This window comes from Clavibacter sp. B3I6, assembly GCF_030816895.1.
Taxonomy (GTDB): domain Bacteria; phylum Actinomycetota; class Actinomycetes; order Actinomycetales; family Microbacteriaceae; genus Clavibacter.
This window is the reverse complement of the sequence record NZ_JAUSYL010000001.1, coordinates 612,079-632,063: the sequence shown is the minus strand read 5'-3', so window position 1 is coordinate 632,063 and position 19,985 is coordinate 612,079. Positions and strand designations below refer to the sequence as shown.

General features: G+C 73.5%; 17 protein-coding genes and 1 pseudogene. 16 read left to right on the top strand and 2 right to left on the bottom strand.

Annotated features, from left to right (window positions below; translation table 11 throughout):
• Window positions 1–3 precede the first annotated feature (3 nt).
• From QFZ62_RS15570 to ndk, 6 genes and pseudogenes are all read left to right on the top strand, one after another.
• Window positions 4–1,005, top strand: a pseudogene (locus QFZ62_RS15570) (L-lactate permease); the annotation flags it as partial.
• Between the two features lie 91 nt (window positions 1,006–1,096).
• Window positions 1,097–1,708: an L-lactate permease gene (locus tag QFZ62_RS15565; RefSeq protein ID WP_373425933.1), complete on the top strand. Its 612-nt coding sequence runs from the start codon at window positions 1,097–1,099 to the stop codon at window positions 1,706–1,708.
• Between the two features lie 289 nt (window positions 1,709–1,997).
• Window positions 1,998–5,318: an isoleucine--tRNA ligase gene (gene ileS / locus QFZ62_RS02925; RefSeq protein WP_307501458.1), complete on the top strand. Its 3,321-nt coding sequence runs from the start codon at window positions 1,998–2,000 to the stop codon at window positions 5,316–5,318.
• Window positions 5,315–6,883 carry a folylpolyglutamate synthase/dihydrofolate synthase family protein gene (locus QFZ62_RS02920; protein ID WP_307501455.1) on the top strand — a complete coding sequence of 523 codons (1,569 nt, stop codon included), beginning with the start codon at window positions 5,315–5,317 and terminating at the stop codon, window positions 6,881–6,883. The genes ileS and QFZ62_RS02920 overlap by 4 nt, the downstream gene beginning before the upstream one ends.
• The gene (locus tag QFZ62_RS02915; RefSeq protein WP_307501453.1) at window positions 6,880–7,383 is read left to right on the top strand and encodes a DUF4233 domain-containing protein; all 504 of its coding nucleotides are present in this window, start codon (window positions 6,880–6,882) and stop codon (window positions 7,381–7,383) included. The genes QFZ62_RS02920 and QFZ62_RS02915 overlap by 4 nt, the downstream gene beginning before the upstream one ends.
• A gap of 11 nt (window positions 7,384–7,394) precedes the next feature.
• The gene (gene ndk, locus QFZ62_RS02910; protein ID WP_119382021.1) at window positions 7,395–7,814 is read left to right on the top strand and encodes a nucleoside-diphosphate kinase; all 420 of its coding nucleotides are present in this window, start codon (window positions 7,395–7,397) and stop codon (window positions 7,812–7,814) included.
• A 64-nt stretch (window positions 7,815–7,878) separates the two neighbouring features.
• Here the strand turns inward: ndk and QFZ62_RS02905 are convergent, their stop codons facing one another.
• Window positions 7,879–8,487: a vitamin K epoxide reductase family protein gene (locus tag QFZ62_RS02905; RefSeq protein ID WP_307501450.1), complete on the bottom strand. Its 609-nt coding sequence runs from the start codon at window positions 8,485–8,487 to the stop codon at window positions 7,879–7,881.
• A gap of 305 nt (window positions 8,488–8,792) precedes the next feature.
• Here QFZ62_RS02905 and QFZ62_RS02900 point away from each other — a divergent pair, with 305 nt between their 5' ends.
• Window positions 8,793–11,822 carry an Rne/Rng family ribonuclease gene (locus QFZ62_RS02900; protein WP_307501448.1) on the top strand — a complete coding sequence of 1,010 codons (3,030 nt, stop codon included), beginning with the start codon at window positions 8,793–8,795 and terminating at the stop codon, window positions 11,820–11,822.
• Window positions 11,823–11,909: 87 nt separating this feature from the next.
• On the opposite strand, the gene QFZ62_RS02895 is transcribed toward QFZ62_RS02900, so the two are convergent.
• Window positions 11,910–12,188 carry a DUF4031 domain-containing protein gene (locus tag QFZ62_RS02895; RefSeq protein ID WP_307501446.1) on the bottom strand — a complete coding sequence of 93 codons (279 nt, stop codon included), beginning with the start codon at window positions 12,186–12,188 and terminating at the stop codon, window positions 11,910–11,912.
• 281 nt (window positions 12,189–12,469) lie between these two features.
• On the opposite strand from QFZ62_RS02895, the gene rplU reads away from it, so the two are divergent.
• The 9 genes from rplU to rsfS all read left to right on the top strand — a co-directional run bounded on the left by rplU (window position 12,470) and on the right by rsfS (window position 19,900).
• Window positions 12,470–12,778 (top strand): 50S ribosomal protein L21, encoded by a 309-nt coding sequence (gene rplU / locus QFZ62_RS02890; protein ID WP_012038175.1) that lies wholly within the window; start codon window positions 12,470–12,472, stop codon window positions 12,776–12,778.
• Between the two features lie 24 nt (window positions 12,779–12,802).
• Window positions 12,803–13,057 carry a 50S ribosomal protein L27 gene (gene rpmA / locus QFZ62_RS02885; protein ID WP_012299161.1) on the top strand — a complete coding sequence of 85 codons (255 nt, stop codon included), beginning with the start codon at window positions 12,803–12,805 and terminating at the stop codon, window positions 13,055–13,057.
• A 119-nt stretch (window positions 13,058–13,176) separates the two neighbouring features.
• Window positions 13,177–14,715: a GTPase ObgE gene (obgE, locus tag QFZ62_RS02880; protein ID WP_307501444.1), complete on the top strand. Its 1,539-nt coding sequence runs from the start codon at window positions 13,177–13,179 to the stop codon at window positions 14,713–14,715.
• A 3-nt stretch (window positions 14,716–14,718) separates the two neighbouring features.
• The gene (gene proB / locus QFZ62_RS02875; RefSeq protein ID WP_307501442.1) at window positions 14,719–15,498 is read left to right on the top strand and encodes a glutamate 5-kinase; all 780 of its coding nucleotides are present in this window, start codon (window positions 14,719–14,721) and stop codon (window positions 15,496–15,498) included.
• Between the two features lie 48 nt (window positions 15,499–15,546).
• Window positions 15,547–16,872, top strand: a complete 1,326-nt coding sequence (locus QFZ62_RS02870; protein WP_307501440.1) for a glutamate-5-semialdehyde dehydrogenase — start codon at window positions 15,547–15,549, stop codon at window positions 16,870–16,872.
• Between the two features lie 129 nt (window positions 16,873–17,001).
• The gene (locus tag QFZ62_RS02865) at window positions 17,002–17,217 is read left to right on the top strand and encodes a hypothetical protein (RefSeq protein ID WP_307501438.1); all 216 of its coding nucleotides are present in this window, start codon (window positions 17,002–17,004) and stop codon (window positions 17,215–17,217) included.
• A 17-nt stretch (window positions 17,218–17,234) separates the two neighbouring features.
• Window positions 17,235–17,837 carry a nicotinate-nucleotide adenylyltransferase gene (gene nadD, locus QFZ62_RS02860; protein WP_307501437.1) on the top strand — a complete coding sequence of 201 codons (603 nt, stop codon included), beginning with the start codon at window positions 17,235–17,237 and terminating at the stop codon, window positions 17,835–17,837.
• Window positions 17,834–19,483, top strand: a complete 1,650-nt coding sequence (locus tag QFZ62_RS02855; protein ID WP_307501436.1) for a hypothetical protein — start codon at window positions 17,834–17,836, stop codon at window positions 19,481–19,483. The genes nadD and QFZ62_RS02855 overlap by 4 nt, the downstream gene beginning before the upstream one ends.
• A gap of 39 nt (window positions 19,484–19,522) precedes the next feature.
• A complete protein-coding gene (gene rsfS / locus QFZ62_RS02850; protein ID WP_307501434.1) occupies window positions 19,523–19,900 on the top strand; it encodes a ribosome silencing factor in 378 nt (125 codons plus the stop codon).
• Window positions 19,901–19,985 lie beyond the last annotated feature (85 nt).

Below are 19,985 nucleotides of genomic sequence, written 5' to 3'. Positions count from 1 at the left end.
GCCATGTGGACCCAGGACCCCGACCCGCTCGGCCTCCCGTGGCTCTCGGCGCTGGTCGCCGCGATCCCGATCCTCCTGTTCCTCTTCTGCCTCGTGGTCGTGAAGCTCACCGGGCTGCAGGCGGCGGGCGTCGCGCTCGTCGCCGAGGTCGTCGTCGCCCTCGCGACGTTCGGCATGCCGGTCCCGGCGCTCGCGGGCGCCGGCCTCCTCGGCCTCCTCAGCGCCATCTGGCCGATCGCGTACATCATCCTCATGGCCGTCTGGCTCTACCGGCTGGCGGTCGCGAGCGGCAAGTTCGACGTGATCCGCGCGTCCATCGCCGCGATCTCGCCCGACCAGCGGATCCAGGTGCTCCTCATCAGCTTCTGCTTCGGCGCGTTCCTCGAGGGCGTCGCCGGGTTCGGCGTGCCGATCGCCATCTGCGCCGCCATGCTCGTGACGCTCGGCTTCCGGCCGGTGCGCGCGGCCATGATCAGCCTGGTCGCCAACTTCGCGGCAGGCGCCTACGGCGCGGTCGGCATCCCCGTCATCGTGGGCGCGCAGGTCGGCAGCGTCGACGTCATGGACCTCTCGCGCGACCTCGCGCTCATCCTCCAGCCGGTGACGCTCCTCATCCCGTTCCTGCTCGTCATGATCCTCGACGGGTTCCGCGGCCTCCGCGAGACCTGGCCCGCGACCCTCGTCGTGACGCTGGTCTTCAGCGGGACGCAGGCCGCGGTGCTCCTGTTCCTCGGTCCCGAGCTCGCCGCGATCCTGCCGGGCCTCCTCGGGATGGTCGCGCTCGCCGCGCTGCGCCTCGTCTGGCAGCCGCGGCACGTCTTCCACGAGGGCGAGCCCCGCGGGGGCGCGCCCGTCCTCGGGGACACCACGCGAGCCGCCGGCGGAGGCGGGGGAGGCGCCGCGACCGCGACGCTCACCGCGCCGGTCGTCGCGACCCCGGCGGCGGAGCCCGTGCGGCACTCGGCCCGCGAGGTCCTCGCCGCCTGGAGCCCGTTCTACGTGCTCACGGTGCTCGTCTTCGTGTGGAGCACGCCCGCCTTCAAGGCGCTCTCCGCGCCCGGCGGGGCCGCTCGCCTGGGCCGTCGTCACGGTGCCGATGCCCGGCGTGACCGGCCGCATCACGACCGCGGGCGGCGTCGTCGTCGCGAACGCGTGGAGCTGGACGCCCCTCGGCGCCACCGGCACGGCGATCCTCCTCGCCGTCGTGATCACCGCGCTCACCTCCCGCGCGCTCACCCGCGCCGTGGTGCTCGAGCAGCTCCGCGGCACCTGGCGCGACCTCCGGAAGGCGCTCCTGCTCATCGCCGCGATCCTCGTGCTCGCGCAGATCGCGAACCTCTCCGGCGGATCCGCGGGCATCGGCGGCGCGCTCGCGGGAGCGGGCGCCTGGTTCCCGCTGCTCGCACCCGTGATCGGCTGGGTCGGCGTGTTCCTCACCGGCTCTGTCGTGAACAACAACACGCTGTTCGGGCAGCTGCAGGCCACGACGGCCGGCCGGATCGGGGTCGACGCGACCCTGCTCGTCGCCGCGAACACCGCGGGCGGCGCGGCGGCGAAGGTCATCTCGCCCCAGTCCATCGCCATCGCGGCGGGCGCCGTCGGGCTCACCGGTCGGGAGAGCGAGATCCTCCGCGCGTCCATCGGCTACAGCCTCGGGATCCTCGCGGTCTTGAGCGTCTGGACCCTCGGGCTGACCCTGCTCGTGTGAGGGGCTCCGCCCGGCGCAGGACGCCGGGCGGGGCGGGCCCGCCGTGATCCGCACGGTATGCCCGCGCGCTAGGATCTAGGGCACAGGCGCCGATCCGGCCATCACCGGGGAGCCTTCGGAAGAGCGCACCGCACGCACGTCGCGGAGCAGGTAGAACCGAACGGGTCGGGCCCGTCATCGCCTCTGGAGAGTGGCCGCGCGTCGCGTGGCAAGCGGGGTGGTACCGCGCTCGGGGATCCGCACACGGATCCGGGCGTCCTCGCGGAGAGCCGACGCCGCAGGAGATGCCATGACCTACCCCCGTCCCGTCCCCGACGACCCGCACGCCCCCGACCAGGTCGCGGCGAGCCCGCGCTTCCCGGAGATCGAGACGGGCATCCTCGCGTTCTGGAAGCGCGACGACACCTTCCGCGCCTCCGTCGAGCAGCGCGAGGGATGCGACGAGTGGGTCTTCTACGACGGCCCGCCCTTCGCCAACGGCCTGCCCCACTACGGGCACCTCCTCACCGGCTACGCCAAGGACGCCTTCCCGCGCTTCCAGACCATGCGCGGCAAGCAGGTCCACCGCCGCTTCGGCTGGGACACGCACGGCCTCCCCGCCGAGCTCGAGGCGATGCGCCAGCTCGGGATCACCGAGAAGAGCGAGATCGAGGAGATGGGCGTCGAGCGCTTCAACGCCGTCGCGCGCCGCTCCGTGCTCGAGTACACGGGCGAGTGGGAGGAGTACGTCACCCGCTCGGCCCGCTGGGTCGACTTCGAGGACGACTACAAGACGCTCGACGTCGACTTCATGGAGTCGGTCATCTGGGCCTTCAAGGAGCTGCACACGAAGGGCCTCGCCTACGAGGGCTTCCGCGTGCTGCCGTACTGCTGGCACGACCAGACGCCGCTGAGCAACCACGAGCTGCGCATGGACGACGACGTCTACCGCATGCGCCAGGACCAGTCCGTCACCGTCACGTTCCCGCTCGTCGGCGCCAAGGCCGAGTCGCTCGGCCTCACCGCCGTCCGCGCGCTCGCCTGGACGACCACGCCCTGGACCCTGCCCACGAACATGGCGCTCGCGGTCGGCCCCGACATCACGTACGCCGTCGTGCCCGCGGGTCCCGCCGGCACGCCCGACTCCGAGGCGCCCGACTCGCTGCCCCGCGCGTCCTCCGTGCAGCTCGCGGCGGAGGTGCTCGGATCCGAGTACCTCATCGCCCAGGACCTCGTGGGGAACTACGCGAAGGACCTCGGCTACGCGTCCGCCGACGAGGCCCGCGCCGCCGTCTCCCGCACCGTCCTCGGGCGCCAGCTCGAGGGCATCTCGTACGACCGCCTCTGGGACTACTACGCGGATGTCGAGCGGTTCGGCACGGAGAACGCGTGGCAGGTGCTCGTCGCCGACTACGTCACCACCACCGACGGCACGGGCATCGTGCACCAGGCGCCGGCCTACGGCGAGGAGGACCAGCAGGTGTGCGGCGCCGCCGGCATCCCGGTGATCCTGTCCCTCGACGAGGGCGGCCGGTTCGTCGACACGGTGCCCGAGGTCGCGGGGGAGCTGTGGTCGGACGCCGGCAGGACGCTCACGCGCATGCTCAAGGCGCAGGGCCGGCTCATCCGCCAGGCCAGCTACGAGCACTCCTACCCGCACTGCTGGCGCTGCAAGAACCCGCTCATCTACAAGGCCGTCTCCAGCTGGTTCGTGCGCGTCACCGACTTCCGCGACGACATGGTGCGCCTCAACCAGGACATCACGTGGACGCCCGAGAACGTCAAGGACGGCCAGTTCGGCAAGTGGATCGGCAACGCGCGCGACTGGTCCATCAGCCGCAACCGGTTCTGGGGCAGCCCCATCCCGGTGTGGAAGAGCGACGACCCCGCGTACCCGCGCGTCGACGTGTACGGGAGCCTCGACGAGCTCGAGGCCGACTTCGGCGTCCGCCCGACGGACCTGCACCGCCCGTTCATCGACGAGCTCACCCGCCCGAACCCCGACGACCCGACGGGCCGCTCCACCATGCGCCGCATCGAGGACGTGCTCGACGTCTGGTTCGACTCGGGCTCCATGCCCTTCGCGCAGGTGCACTACCCGTTCGAGAACCGCGAGTGGTTCGAGGAGCACAGCCCCGCGGACTTCATCGTCGAGTACATCGGCCAGACCCGCGGCTGGTTCTACACGCTGCACGCGCTGTCCACGGCCCTGTTCGACCGGCCCGCGTTCTCGAGCGTCGTCAGCCACGGCATCGTGCTCGGCAACGACGGCCAGAAGATGTCGAAGTCGCTCCGCAACTACCCGGACGTCAACGATGTCTTCGACCGCGACGGATCCGACGCCATGCGCTGGTTCCTCCTCGCGAGCCCCGTGCTCCGCGGCGGCAACCTCGTCGTCACCGAGGAGGGCATCCGCGAGGGCGTCCGCCAGGTCCTCCTGCCCCTCTGGAGCACCTGGTACTTCTTCTCGCTCTACGCCAACTCGGCGGCGCCCGGCGGGTACGACGCGCGCCGCGACACGACGAGCGACGACGTGCTCGACCGCTACATCCTGGCCCGCACCCGTCGCCTCGTGACCGAGGTCACCGAGCACATGACCGCGCTCGACTCGACCCTCGCGGCCGCCGCGCTCCGCGACTTCGCCGACGTGCTCACCAACTGGTACGTGCGCCGCAGCCGCGACCGGTTCTGGGCGGGCGTCGAGGCCCGGGCCGACGGCACCGTCCGCGGCACGCAGGCGTTCGACACGCTGTACACGGTCCTCGAGACCGTGACGCGCGTCGCGGCGCCGCTCCTGCCGCTCGTGTCCGAGCGGATCTGGAAGGACCTCACGGGCGGGCGCAGCGTCCACCTGGAGGACTGGCCGGATCCCGAGGAGCTGCCCGCCGACGACCGCCTCGTCGAGGTCATGGACCGCGTCCGGCAGGTGGCGTCCACCGCGCTGTCGCTCCGCAAGCAGTCGGGCCTCCGCGTGCGTCAGCCGCTCGCGCGCCTCACGGTCGTGAGCGACGACGCCGAGGGCCTCGCCCGGTTCGAGGACATCCTCCGCGACGAGCTCAACGTCAAGGCCGTCTCCGTCGAGGAGCTGACGCCCACGAGCGCGGCTGACGCGGGGATCACGCGCCGCCTCACCGTCAACGCGCGCGTCGCGGGGCCCCGCCTCGGCAAGGGCGTGCAGCAGGTGATCCAGGCCGCGCGCCAGGGCGACTGGACCGAGGCGGACGGCGAGGTCGTCGCGGGCGGCGTGCCGCTCGTGGCCGGCGAGTACGAGCTCGTGCTGGAGGTGGCGGGCGACCGCGCCGACCAGGCGCTCGCGCTCCTGCCGGGCGGCGGCTTCCTGCTGCTCGACACCGCGCTCACGCCCGAGCTCGAGGCCGAGGGCCTCGCGCGCGACGTCGTGCGCAACGTCCAGGACGCCCGCAAGGGCGCGGGGCTCGACGTGAGCGACCGCATCGCGCTCGTCATCCGGCTGGACGCCGCGGGCGCCGAGCAGGCCGAGCGGTTCCGGGACCTCATCGCCCGTGAGACCCTGGCGGTGGCGCTGCGGATCGACGCGGCCGCCGAGCCGTCGGCGTCCGGCATCACCGTGGGCGGCGGTTCCCCCCTGGACATCGAGGTGGAGCGAGCATGAGCGACCAGCAGGGCGGACGGCCCTTCGACGACGACGACATCCGACGCGACGACGACTTCGAGCCGGAGACGGACGAGGGCGTCGATGCCGCGGCGCGCGCCCTCGACCCCGACGTCGACGGCCTGAGCGACGACCAGCTCTTCGCGGACGACGCAGCCGAGCTCCGCCGCGAGGCCGAGCAGTCGATCGTCGCGGGCCGCGAGGTCGAGGACGAGAACTACTACGAGCGCGAGGGCGACCAGGTGTACCAGGCGCTCCTCGCCCGCGTGGGGGAGCAGGCGCCGCAGCCGCGCCTCTCGGCCACGCGCCGCGTCGTCGAGCTGCTCGGCGACCCGCACCGCGCCTACAAGGTCGTGCACGTCACGGGCACCAACGGGAAGACCTCGACGAGCCGGATGACGGAGAGCATCCTCCGCGCCGCCGGACTCCGCACGGGCCTGTTCACGAGCCCCCACCTCGTCCGCCTCAACGAGCGGATCGTGGTCGACGGCCAGCCCATCACCGACGAGGCGCTCAGCCGCAACTGGGCCGACGTCGAGCCCTTCATCGACCTGGTCGACCAGGAGCTCGTGGCCGCGGGCGAGCAGCCCGTCACGTTCTTCGAGGCGCTCACGGTGCTCGCGTTCGCCTCCTTCGCCGACGCGCCCGTCGACGTCGCCGTGATCGAGGTCGGCATGGGCGGCGAGTGGGACTCGACGAACGTCGCGGACGGCGAGGTCGCGGTGTTCACGCCCGTCTCGCTCGACCACGTGCAGCGGCTCGGATCCACGGTCGCGGAGATCGCGCGCACCAAGTCCGGCATCGTGAAGCCCTCCTCCGACGTCGTGTCGAGCGCGCAGGTCCCCGAGGTCGTGGCCGAGCTCACCCGCGCCGCGGAGCTCACCGAGTCGACCTGGTCGATGGAGGGGGAGCGCTTCCGCCTCCTCGACACGACCCTCGCGGTCGGCGGGCAGGTCATCTCCGTGCAGGGCCTCGCGGGCACCTACCGCGACGTGTTCCTGCCCCTGTTCGGCGCGCACCAGGCGCAGAACGCGGCGGTCGCCATCGCCGCGGTCGAGTCGTTCCTCGGCGGCGGCGACCACGCCATCCACGAGGACGTCCTCGCGGAGGGCCTCGCCACCGCCACGAGCCCGGGCCGCCTGCAGGTCGTCGGCACCGAGCCGACCGTGCTCGTCGACGCCGCGCACAACCCCGCCGGCGCCGCGTCGCTCGCTGCCGCGCTGCCCGTCTACTTCACGTTCGACCGCGTGACGGCCGTCATCGGCATCCTCGCGGACAAGGACGCCGAGGGCATCGTCCGCGAGCTGGCACCCGTCGTCGACCACTTCATCGTCACGCGGTCCGCGTCGGAGCGCTCGGTGGATCCCGACGAGCTGGCCCGCGTCGTCGTCGGCGTCGTCGGCCGTGACCGCGTCACCGTCGAGCCCGACCTCCGCACCGCCCTCGACGACGCGCGCGACTCCGCGGGCGAGACCGAGAAGGGCGCGGCCCTCGTCACCGGGTCGATCCTGCTCGTCGGCGAGGCCATCGCGCACGCCCTCGACCAGGGCTGGAAGACCGCGTGAGCACCGACGGCCGCCCCGCGCGCACCCGGCGACCGCGCCCGCCGCGGACCACGGTCGAGATCCTCGGGTCCATCGTCATGGGCTTCCAGGTCATCGTCGTGTTCCTCGCGAGCCTCGTCGCCTTCGGCCTCGAGGCCCTGCCCGCGCTGCCCGCGCTCGGCGGCGGCGCGCTCCTCGTGCTCGCGATGCTCGCCGTCGTCGGATCGCTCCGCACCCGCGCGGGGATCCGCGCCGGCTGGGTCGTGCAGGTGCTCGTCGTCCTCACGGGCCTCGTGCTGCCCGCCATGTACGCCGTCGGCGGCTTCTTCCTGCTCCTCTGGATCTACGCCATGGTCCAGGGCGCCCGCATCGACCGCGAGAAGGCGTCCGCCCGCGGCGCGTGGGAGCAGGCCATGCTCGACGAGCAGGCGGCCGCGCACCCCGACGGCGTCCCGGGTCCCGATGGCGTCCGCCCCACCGACCACCGACCGACCACCGAGCCGCCGGCTCCCACCCCGTAGGAGAGACACCCATGACCGCTCCCGTCCAGGAGACCCTCGTCCTCGTCAAGCCCGACGGCGTCGCCCGCGGCCTCACCGGCGAGATCCTCCGCCGCATCGAGGCCAAGGGCTACCAGATCGTCGACCTCCGCATGGTGCAGGCCGAGCGCGCCCTGCTCGAGCAGCACTACGAGGAGCACCAGGGCAAGCCCTTCTACGAGCCGCTCGTGGAGTTCATGGAGTCCGGCCCCGTCGTCGCCGTGCGCGTCGCCGGGAACCGCGTCATCGAGGGCTTCCGCTCGCTCGCCGGCACCACCGACCCGACGGGTGCCGCCCCCGGCACGATCCGCGGCGACCTCGGCCGCGACTGGGGCCTCGCCGTCGCGCAGAACCTCGTGCACGGCAGCGACTCGCCCGAGTCCGCCGCGCGCGAGCTCGCCCTCTGGTTCTAGCGGGCGCATCGACGAGGGGCCGACCGGATCATCCGGTCGGCCCCTCGTCGCATCTGCCGCTCGCTCAGCCGAGGAGCGTGGGGAGGAGCGCCGGGAACGCCGCGATCACGGCGACGACGATGACGGCGTAGTTCAGCACGACGACCGCCCATGTGTAGGGCGCCACGGCGTCGGCCGCGCGACGGACGCCCGACGGCACGGGGATCAGCCCCGAGCGGGCGGTGGCGGCGAGCGTGCCCCACCACAGCGGGATCATCGCGCTCCACACGAGCAGGCAGTAGGGGCAGAGCGCCCCGATCACGAAGACGCTCTGCGTGAAGAGCCACGTCACGAAGAGCCACCCGCCGAGCGCGCCCAGCGCGAAGAGGGTCCAGAACCAGCGCGCGAAGCGGGCGCCCGCCAGCAGCGCCATCCCGAGGACGACCGGCACGACGAAGGCGGCGACGCCGATGAGCGGGTTCGGGAACCCGAGCAGCGATCCCTGCGGCGACTCGATGACCGTCGCGCACGAGATGAACGGGTTGATGTCGCACGAGAGCGACGCGCCCGGGTTCTCCAGCAGGTTCAGCCGCTCGAGGACGAGGACGAACGACCCGATCCACCCGACGACGCCCGTGACCACGAGCAGGAGGGCCAGGGAGCGGGGATGCACGGGGGCCCGGGTCGCGGTCATCCGGCGATCATGGCAGACGGAGGACCGCCGACCCTGACGGCCGCATGGGCGTCGGCGTGCGATACTGGCTGGCAGGTCGGACCGCCGCGCGGGACGACCGCCATGAAGAGTCTTTCCCGGGGCAGACCCGGGCCGCACGGCACGTCCGGCGGCGGATAGCCAGTTCCGTACCAGTGCGCACGACCGAAGCCTCGGGCCGGACGTCGCAGACCAGGATCGACGGAGAACCGCGCAGGCGGGGATCCACTCGGAGAGCTACCGGGGTACGGCGCGGCCGTACCGACCGGTTGAGGAGTGCACCAGAGATGGTGGAGAGAGACGAGAACACCGGCAGGAGGCGTCCCAGCCTCTTCGAGCGGCTGACCGGCCGCCGTGCCGAGCCGAACGCGGCACCGGAGACGGACGGCGCGCCCGTCCTCCCCGCGACCGCGACCCCCGAGGCGAGCGGCACGCCCGCCGCCTCCGAAGCGAAGGGCCTCACCCTGAACGAGAACGACGACACCCAGTCCACGCCGGAGCAGCCCGAGACGCCGGTCGCCCGACGCTCGCGTCGCGCCGGCACCAGCACCGCATCCGCTCCCGCGGACTCCTCGTCGGAGGGCGCCAGCGTCGACGCGTCCGCCGAGGCGCCCGCCTCCGGATCCGAGCCCGTCGCGCCCGTCGCGGAGGAGACCGCCGCGCCCGTCGCCCGGGCGCCCCGCAAGCGGGCCCCGCGCAAGGCCGCCGTCACACCCGAGGAGACGGTCCCCGCCGACGTCGAGGCCCCCGCCGACGTCACCGCACCCGCCGCGGACGCACCCGAGGACGAGGAGATCGCTGCCGAGGCGCCCGCCGCCCCGGCCCGCGCGCTCCCGTCCCTCTCCGTCTTCTTCCAGGCCCCGGACATCGCGCCGCTGCCGCCCCGCCGCGAGCGGGACGATCGCCGGGACGACCGTCGCGACGACCGCCGCGACGACGAGGACGACCTGGACCGCGACCGCGACGAGCGCCCCTCGCGCTCCTCGCGCCGCGGACGCGGCCAGGACCGCAGCACGGGCCGCGACGGCCGCGACCGCGACCGGGACGACGACCGCGACGACGAGGACGACGCCCCGTCGGTCCGCCGCCGCGCGCGCCGTCGCTCCGGCGAGGAGGGCCGCGACGGCGACGACGCGCCCGGCACCGTCGTCAAGGTCCGCACGCCCCGCGAGCAGCCCGAGCTCATCACCGAGCCGCAGCGGATCAAGGGATCCACGCGCCTCGAGGCCAAGAAGCAGCGCCGGCGGGACGGCCGCGACGCCGGACGCCGCCGCCCCGTGCTCACCGAGTCCGAGTACCTGGCGCGCCGCGAGTCGGTCGACCGCAGCATGATCGTGCGCTCGCGCGACGGCAAGATCCAGATCGGCGTGCTCGAGGACCAGGTGCTCGTCGAGCACTACGTCGCCCGCGCCGACGAGGCGTCGCTCATCGGCAACGTCTACCTCGGCCGCGTCCAGAACGTGCTGCCGAGCATGGAGGCGGCCTTCATCGACATCGGCCGCGGCCGCAACGCCGTGCTGTACTCCGGCGAGGTCGACTGGGAGGCCGCGAACGCCGACAAGGGCGGCGGCAACCACGCGCGCCGCATCGAGGTCGCGCTGAAGCCCGGCGACCGCGTGCTCGTCCAGGTCACCAAGGACCCGGTCGGCCACAAGGGCGCGCGCCTCACGAGCCAGGTGAGCCTCCCGGGCCGCTACCTCGTCTACGTGCCCAACGGGTCCATGAACGGCATCAGCCGCAAGCTCCCCGACACGGAGCGCGCGCGCCTCAAGAAGACGCTCAAGGAGGTGCTGCCCGACAACGTGGGCGTCATCGTCCGCACGGCCGCCGAGGGCGCGACCGAGGAGCAGCTGAAGCTCGACGTCGAGCGCCTCACGTCGCAGTGGGCCCAGATCAGCAGCCAGGTCGAGAAGGCGCAGGCGCCCGCGCTCCTGCACTCCGAGCCCGACCTGCTGCTGAAGATCATCCGCGACGTCTTCAACGAGGACTTCCGCGAGCTCGTGATCGACGGCGGCGACGCCCAGGAGATCATCGAGGGCTACCTCCGCGGCGTGGCGCCCGACCTCATCGACCGGGTGCAGACGTACCGCGGCGAGAGGGACTCCTTCGACGAGCACCGCATCAGCGAGCAGATCGAGAAGGCGCTCGACCGCAAGGTCTGGCTGCCCTCCGGCGGGTCTCTCGTCATCGACCGCACCGAGGCCATGACCGTGGTCGACGTCAACACGGGCAAGTTCGTGGGATCCGGCGGCAACCTCGAGGAGACGGTCACCAAGAACAACCTCGAGGCGGCGGAGGAGATCGTCCGCCAGATGCGCCTGCGCGACATCGGCGGCATCATCGTCGTCGACTTCATCGACATGGTCCTCGAGACCAACCGCGACCTCGTGCTCCGCCGCCTGGTGGAGTGCCTCAGCCGTGACCGCACCAAGCACCAGGTCGCCGAGGTCACCTCGCTCGGCCTCGTGCAGATGACCCGCAAGAAGCTGGGCCTCGGGCTCCTGGAGTCCTTCTCGGAGAACTGCGAGACGTGCGCCGGCCGGGGGATCATCATCCACCACGACCCGCTCATGGCCCACAAGCAGACCCCCCAGGAGCCCGTGCAGGGCCAGGGGCGTCGTCGCGGCGGCAAGGGCCAGGAGCACGGCGCCGGCGGCAACGGCGGCGGGCCCACCGGCGGCGGTCGGGGCACCGGCGGCGGCCAGGCCCAGCAGCAGCAGCAGCAGCAGCGGACCCCCGCGGCCAGCACGCACAGCATCACCGAGGATGCGCGCTCGGCCCTCGCGAAGATCGCGACGAGCACCATCCAGACGGTGAACGACGCCATCGACCGCGTCGAGGACGTCGTGCGCACGCCGGAGGAGACGGTGGACGCGGGGCGCGCCGCACCCGAGGCCGCCGCCGCGGAGGAGCAGCCGCGAGGCGATCGCCCGCGTCGCAGCCGCGGCGGCCGGGGACGCGCGTCGTCCGCGACCGCGGAGCCGGAGCGCACGGAGCCCGAGGCGCCCCTCGCCGAGGAGCCGGCGCGGCCCGTCGAGGACCCCACGCCGGCGGACGCCGCTGTCGAGGAGCCCGCGCTCTCGACGCTGGAGCCGCGCGAGGCGATCCGCCTCGAGCCCGTGCAGATCCTCGACATCCCGGTGGCGAGCGCCCGCACGGCCCCGCGCCGCGTGAGCTCGGCCGACGCGGAGCAGCTCCTCGGCTCCGTGCTCGACGCGCTCCCGCAGCCCAAGGAGCCGGGTCAGGGCCGCTCGCGCAGCCGCCGCGTCTCGACCGCGACGCTGACGACGCCGGCCCCGACGGACGACGCCAGCTGATCGGCCGGCCGTCCTGCACGGCCGCACGACGCGAGGGCCCGGAGCATCCGCTCCGGGCCCTCCGTCGTCCCGCGGCACGCGCGGCCGTCAGTCGCGGGGCGCCCGCCGCTCGCGCTGAGTGACGCGCAGCCCGCTCGCCTGGAGGCGCCGTACGAGGTCGCGGTTGGAGACGGGCTCGGCACCCCGGGCCACCAGCTCGTCGTAACGGGCGGCCGGCACGTCGTAGTGGTCGCGGTCGAAGCTCCGCTCGGGGACGCCGGCGGCGCGGGCGAAGGCATGCAGCTCCTCCAGCGACGCGTCGCTCACGAGGTGCGCCCACAGCGTGCCGTGCGCGGGCCAGGCGGGACGGTCGAGGAGCACGCTCATCCTGCGAGCATAGGCAGGCGGCGATGCGACCCCGACCCGCCGACGACCGCGACGCGCCCGGCGTGCTTGCAGCCGGGCGGCCGCACCCTCGCGTATGATCGACCGAGGACGCCCGGGGTCCGGAGTTTGACCCCTGTCCGGCGTTCCGGTAACGTGAGTCGCTGGCATGCGCCGATCCCCGAGGGGTCGTGCGTCTGCGGCAGACTTCCTCCAATGATTCGGGCCACAGGGCGTCAAGTCCCCAGTGAGTCAAGCCCGCGAGAGAAAACAGGTACGGAAAAGTGGTTTACGCAGTTGTGCGCGCCGGCGGTCGGCAGGAGAAGGTCGAGGTCGGGACCATCGTCACGATGGACCGGGTCAAGAACCAGCAGAGCGGCAAGGTCGTGCTCCCCGCGGTCCTGCTCGTCGACGGCGACACCATCACCACGGACGCCGCGAAGCTCGCCGACGTCACCGTCAGCGCCGAGATCCTGAACGACCTCCGCGGTCCCAAGATCGTCATCCAGAAGTTCAAGAACAAGACCGGCTACAAGAAGCGCCAGGGGCACCGCCAGGACCTCACGCGCGTCCAGGTCACCGAGATCAACTAGCACCGAGAACGCAGGGAGAAGCAGATGGCACACAAGAAGGGCGCGAGCTCTACCCGCAACGGCCGTGACTCGAACGCGCAGCGCCTCGGCGTGAAGCGCTTCGGCGGCCAGGTCGTCGGCGCCGGCGAGATCATCGTCCGCCAGCGCGGCACGCACTTCCACCCCGGCGTGAACGTCGGCCGTGGCGGCGACGACACGCTGTTCGCCCTCTCCGCCGGTTCGGTGGAGTTCGGCGTCAAGGGCGGCCGCAAGGTCGTCAACATCGTCGTCCCGGCCTAGCGCAGGCCGACAGCACGACACCCTGCAGCGGCACTGCCGCGCAGCACATCAAGGGCGGGCCTCGGCCCGCCCTTGCGTGCGTTCCGCAGGGACACCTCTAGAAGAAACGAGCTCCAGCCATGGCGACATTCGTCGACACCGTGACCCTCCACCTGCGGGCGGGAAACGGCGGCAACGGCTGCGTCTCGGTGCGCCGGGAGAAGTTCAAGCCCCTCGCGGGCCCGGACGGCGGCAACGGCGGGAACGGCGGCGACATCGTGCTCGTGGCCGACCCGCAGGTCACCACGCTCCTCCCGTACCACCGCGGCCCCCACCGGTCCTCCCGCAACGGCGGACCCGGCATGGGCGACCACCGCCACGGCACGCTCGGCGAGGCGCTCGAGCTCCCCGTGCCCGTGGGCACCGTCGTCAAGGACGTCGACGGCAACGAGCTGGCCGACATGGCCACGCCCGGCATGCGCTACGTCGCGGCCGAGGCCGGCCAGGGCGGCCTCGGCAACGCGTCGCTCGCCACCACCAAGCGCAAGGCGCCCGGGTTCGCGCTCCTCGGCACCCGGGGCTACGAGGGCGACGTCGTCCTCGAGCTCAAGGTCGTCGCCGACGTCGCGCTCGTCGGCTACCCCTCCGCGGGCAAGTCGAGCCTCGTCGCCGCCATCTCGGCCGCGAAGCCGAAGATCGCCGACTACCCCTTCACCACGCTCCACCCGAACCTCGGCGTCGTGGAGGTCGCGGACTCGCGCTACACCGTCGCCGACGTGCCCGGCCTCATCGAGGGCGCGAGCGAGGGCAAGGGGCTCGGGCTCGAGTTCCTGCGCCACGTCGAGCGGTGCTCGGCGCTCCTGCACGTGCTGGACTGCGCCACGCTGGATCCCGGCCGCGACCCGATCTCCGACCTCGACATCATCCTCACCGAGCTCGCCGCGTACCCCGTCCCCGACGGCCAGGTCCCGCTGCTCGAGCGTCCCCAGCTCATCGCGCTCAACAAGATCGACGTGCCCGAGGCCCAGGAGCTCGCCGAGCTCGTGCGGCCCGAGCTCGAGGCCCGCGGCTACCGCGTCTTCGACATCTCCACGGTGAGCCACGAGGGCCTCCGCCAGCTGTCCTTCGCCCTCGCCGAGCTCGTCGAGGCCGCCCGCACCAAGGCGGCCGAGGAGCCCGAGGCCCCGCGCATCGTGCTCCGCCCGCGCGCCGTGGACGAGAAGCCGTTCACCATCCGCGTCGACGGCGGCAGCTACGGCGACGTCTACCGCATCCTCGGCAGCAAGCCGGAGCGCTGGGTGCAGCAGACCGACTTCAGGAACGACGAGGCCGTGGGCTACCTGGCCGACCGGCTCGCGAAGCTCGGCGTCGAGGACGGCCTGTTCAAGGCCGGGGCGGTCGCCGGATCCAGCGTCGTCATCGGCGAGGGCGACGGCGTCGTATTCGACTGGGAGCCCACGCTCACCTCCACGGCGGAGCTCATCACGAGCCCCCGCGGCGCCGACGCCCGCGTCGACCCGCTCAACCGCCGCACCAACCAGGCGCGCCGCGAGGACTACTTCGCGCGCATGGACGCCAAGGCCGAGGCCCGCGCCCAGCTCGTGCGCGAGGGCGAGGCCGGCCTCTGGGCGGACGACGACGCGACGGACGAGGACGCCGCCTCGGACGACAGGGCCTAGCGGGTGGGCACGACCTCCCGCGCGGGCATCGCGTCCGCGCGGCGCATCGTCGTGAAGGTCGGCTCGTCCTCCATCAGCGGCGAGAACGCCGGCCAGATCGCGCCCCTCGTGGACGCGATCGCTGCCGCCCACGCGCGCGGCGCGGAGGTCGTGCTCGTCTCGTCCGGCGCCATCGCGACGGGAATGCCCTTCCTCCGCCTCGACGACCGCCCCGCCGACCTGGCCACGCAGCAGGCCGCCGCCGCGGTCGGCCAGAGCGTGCTCGTCTTCCGGTACCAGGAGAGCCTGGACCGCTACGGCATCGTCGCGGGGCAGGTGCTCCTCACCGCCGGCGACCTGGCCGCGCCCGACCATCGGGAGAACGCGCAGCGCGCCATGGAGCGCCTGCTGGGCCTGCGGCTCCTGCCCATCGTCAACGAGAACGACACCGTGGCGACCCACGAGATCCGCTTCGGCGACAACGACCGGCTCGCGGCGCTCGTCGCCCGGCTCGTCGACGCCGACCTGCTGCTGCTGCTCTCCGACGTGGACGCGCTCTACACGCGGCCTCCCCAGGAGCCCGGCGCGCGGCGCATCGAGCACGTCGACTTCGGCGACGAGCTCGAGGGCGTCGAGATCGGCAGCACCGGCACGGGCGTCGGCACCGGGGGAGCCGTGACCAAGGTCGCCGCCGCGCGCCTGGCCGCCGAGGTGGGCACGGGCGTCCTGCTCACGTCCACCGCGCAGGTGGCCGAGGCCCTCGCCGGCGCGCACGTCGGCACCTGGTTCGCGCCCCGCGCCTGACCCGCGCGCCCGCCGGCAGGGGCCGCGCGGCTGGCTAGGCTGCCGGTCATGCCCACGATCGCCTCCGACGCGCCCGACGTCGTCCTCGCCACCGCTCCGTCCGACCTGCCGGATGCCGACCTGCCGGACGCCGCCCTCGAGGCGCTCCTCCACGGCGCCCGCGCCGCCGCCACGCTGCTCGCCGCGAGCACCGCCGGGCAGCGCGACGCCGCACTCGACGGCATCGCCGCCGCCGTCCTCGCCGCGCGCGACCGCATCGTCGCCGCGAACGCCGAGGACCTCGACCGCGGACGCGCCTCCGGCCTCGCCGCCGGGCTCCTCGACCGGCTGACCCTCGACGCCCGCCGGGTGGCGTCCCTCGCCGACGCGGTGGCGGGGATCCGCGGCCTCGACGACCCGCTGGGCCACGTCGTCCGCGGCCGGACCCTGCCGAACGGGCTGCTCCTCTCGCAGGTGCGCGTGCCCTTCGGCGTCGTCGGCGCCATCTACGAGGCCCGGCCCAACGTCACGGTGGACATCGCCGCGCTCGCGCTGAAGAGCGGCAACGCCGTGGTGCTGCGCGGAGGGTCCGCCGCCCTCCGCACGAACGCCGTGCTCGTCGAGGTGATGCGCGGCGCCCTCGAGCGCGCCGGGCTCCCCGCCGACGCCGTGCAGACCGTCGACGCCCACGGCCGCGCCGGCGCCGCCCGGCTCATGCGGGCGCGCGGACTCGTCGACGTGCTCGTGCCCCGCGGGTCCGCCGACCTCATCCGCACCGTGGTGGAGGAGTCGACCGTCCCGGTGATCGAGACCGGCGCGGGCGTCGTGCACGTCTACCTCGACGCCACAGCGGACGCGCGCATGGCCGTCGACATCGCGGTCGACGCCAAGGTCAGCCGCCCGAGCGTGTGCAACGCCATGGAGACGCTGCTCGTGCACCGCGACGCGGCCCCCCGGATCCTCCCCGCCGTCCTCGACGCGCTCCGCGACCGCGGGGTCACGGTGCACGGCGACGACGCGGTCCGCGCGCTCTGGCCGGCCGCCGTGCCCGCCGACGACGAGGACTGGGCCGCCGAGTACCTGTCCCTCGACGTCGCCGTCCGGGTCGTCGAGTCCGTGGAGGACGCGGTCGCGCACATCGCCCGCTGGTCCACGCACCACACCGAGTCGATCGTCACGTCCGACCTGGCGGTCGCCGAGCGCTTCCTCGCCGCCGTCGACTCCGCGGTCGTCATGGTCAACGCGTCCACCCGGTTCACCGACGGATCCGAGTTCGGCTTCGGCGCCGAGGTCGGCATCTCCACGCAGAAGCTGCACGCGCGTGGGCCGATGGGGCTGCAGGAGCTGACGAGCACGAAGTGGATCGTGCGGGGGAGCGGGCAGGTCCGGGGCTGACCGGCGGCCGATCCGCGCTCCGGATCGACCCGACGGCACGCCCCTCCGTGTGGCCGCGGCGCCCGGGCCCGTCGATAGGATGGCAGTCGCCGCCTCCGCGCCACGGGGCGTGCCACGAACGGAGATCCCATGCACGCGCTGACCACCACCCTCCTCGCCGAGACCGAGCACGCCATGGAGCTCGCCGCCCCGCTGTGGGTCTTCCCGGCGGTCGCGGCCGTCGCGTTCGTCGCCCTCGGCGTCGTCATGTTCAGCTTCCGCGACGTGAGCAACCGCCACTCGGAGAAGTGGGCCAAGACCCCCGTCGCCGAGCAGGGCCACGGCACCGCCGACCAGACGCACTGAGCGCGAGCACCGGCCAGATGACGACCCCCGCGACCCCGCGCCTCCGCATCGGGGTCATGGGCGGCACGTTCGACCCCATCCACAACGGCCACCTGGTCGCGGCGAGCGAGGTCCAGCAGCACCTCCAGCTGGACGAGGTGATCTTCGTCCCCACCGGGCAGCCGTGGCAGAAGCAGACGGTGACCGACGGCGAGCACCGGTACCTGATGACCGTGATCGCGACGGCGGCGAACCCGCGCTTCACCGTCAGCCGCGTGGACATCGACCGAGGCGGCACCACCTACACGATCGACACGCTCCGCGACATCCGGCGCATGCACCCGGACGCGGAGCTGTTCTTCATCACGGGCGCGGACGCGATCCAGCAGATCCTCGGCTGGAAGGACGTCTCGGAGCTCTGGGACCTGGCGCACTTCGTCGCGGTGACCCGTCCCGGTCACGACCTCACCGAGAGCGGCCTCCCGCACGCCGACGTAAGATTGCTGGAGGTCCCGGCGTTGGCGATCTCCTCGACCGACTGCCGGAGCCGAGTCGGACGGGGCTTCCCCGTGTGGTACCTCGTCCCCGACGGAGTCGTCCAGTACATCTCCAAGCACCACCTGTATCGGAGCCCGCAATGACCCCCTCCCACGACGCGCCCGACACCGGGCCGACCTCGTTCGACGACGGTCCCGCTCCCGCGACCCTCGGGCTGAGCCGCCGCGAGATGCGCGCCGCGGAGCGCGCGCGGGCGCAGGCCCTGGGCATCGACGAGGCGGACGACGCTCCGGCGGACGCCCCGGCCCCCGACGGCGAGCCCGCCGCCGCGATCGCGTCCGAGCAGGCCGCCGTGGCGGATGGACCGCAGCAGGGGGAGTCGCCGGCGTCCGTGTCGGCCCACGACGCCGGATCCGCTCGCCCGACCGTCGAGGAGACGGCGCCCGCCGCGACGCCCGCGTCGACCGGCGTCGGCCCCGAGACCTCCGCGATCCTCCTGTCGGGCGGGGTCCTCACCCGCCGCCAGCTCCGCGCCATCCGCGAGGCCGAGGAGGCCGCCCGCCAGCAGCGCGGGCACGAGCACGGCGACGACGCCGCGGACCGCACCGGTGCCGCGACCGAGCAGCCGACGACCGATCAGCCCCCGAGGCAGCAGCCCGGGCCGGAGGAGCGCCCGGCCGATGCGCGCCCCGCCGTCGACGACGCCCCTCCCGCCGCCGCCGCCTCGTCGGACGGCGACGTCCCGCCGTACGTCCGCTACGGCCGCGGCTCGCGCGCGACGCCGCGTCCGCGTGCGCCCTACGGCAGCGCCTACCGCCGCACGCCCGCCGCCGACGTCGCCGAAACGGCGCCCGCGACCGGGACCGTGGACGCGCCCGGGACCGCTGTCGCGTCCGACACCGAGGACGCGGACGCCACCTCGACGACGGAGGCAGCCGACGAGCCCGCCGCCGAGGAGACCACCGCCGTCGAGCCGGAGTCCGCGTCGGCGACGCCCCCCTCGGCCGAGATGGCGCCCGCCGAGACGCCCTCCGCCTGGCCCTTCGCGCCCATCGTCCCGTCCGGCGACGCATCCGACCGCGACGTCGACTCGTCGGGCGAGCAGCCGACCGTCCCGCCGCTGGCCGCCCATGCGCCGAGCCGCGAGGAGGACCCGCGCCCGGCCCCCGCCTTCCAGCCCGTCCCCTGGACCACGGGCGCCGCCGCGCCGACGCTCGAGCCGGCCTTCGGCACCCGCGCGGCCGCTGCCGCGGAGGAGCCGCACGGCGACGACGCGGATGACCGGACGCCCGCCGCGGTCCGCACCGCCGCGGAGGCCCCGGTGGCCGACGTCCGCACGCCGTTCACCCCGCCGACGGGCCACTGGTCGGTGCAGGACCAGGTCGACGAGGACCAGCCGCACACCGGCAACCACTTCATCCTCCCCTCCGTGCCGCACTCGGCCGACATGCAGCAGGCGCTGAACAGCACGGGGGAGATCATCATCACCGGGTCCATCGACCTGCCCCGCAGCCTGGGCTCGATGGGCACGCATCCCGACCGGTTCGACACGGCCGACATGGACCGGATGCTCGAGGGCGACGACCACGATCACGCGCACGCGGGGTCCGACTCAGAGCCCGTGCGCGCAAGCCGCGCGGTGAGCACCCATACCTCCACGCGCGCCGTCGTCCAGCCGCCGCCCCGCAAGCGCTTCACCGCGCCCGTCGTCGCGGCCGTCACGGCCGGCGGCGTCGCGGTCATCGGCGCCGGGCTCGTCGTCGTCGCGTTCATGACGAATGTATTCTGATCACCTGACGCACCATCCCACCCGTCCCGGAAGGACTCTGTGACCGCTTCTCCCCGCGCCCTCGACCTGCTCAAGGTCGCCGCCTCCGCCGCCGACTCCAAGCAGGCCATCGACCTGGTCGCGCTCGACGTCTCCGGGCCCCTGCCCCTCACCGACGTCTTCCTCATCGCCTCGGCCCGCAACGAGCGCAACGCGCAGGCGGTGGCCGACGAGATCGAGGACAAGATGATCGAGGCGGGCGCCAAGCCGCTGCGCCGCGAGGGGAAGAGCGAGGGCCGCTGGATCCTCCTCGACTTCGGCGACGTCGTCGCCCACGTCTTCACCGAGGAGGACCGCATGTACTACTCGCTGGAGCGCCTCTGGAAGGACTGCCCCGTCGTCGCCCTCGAGATCGAGCCGACGCCCTCCGCTTCCTGATCGGAGACCGTCCCACCCGCGCCGAGCAGGAGACGCGGTCCGTCGCGGCGTCCGTGTCGTCGACGGGCCCCCGCCGCCCCGCTCG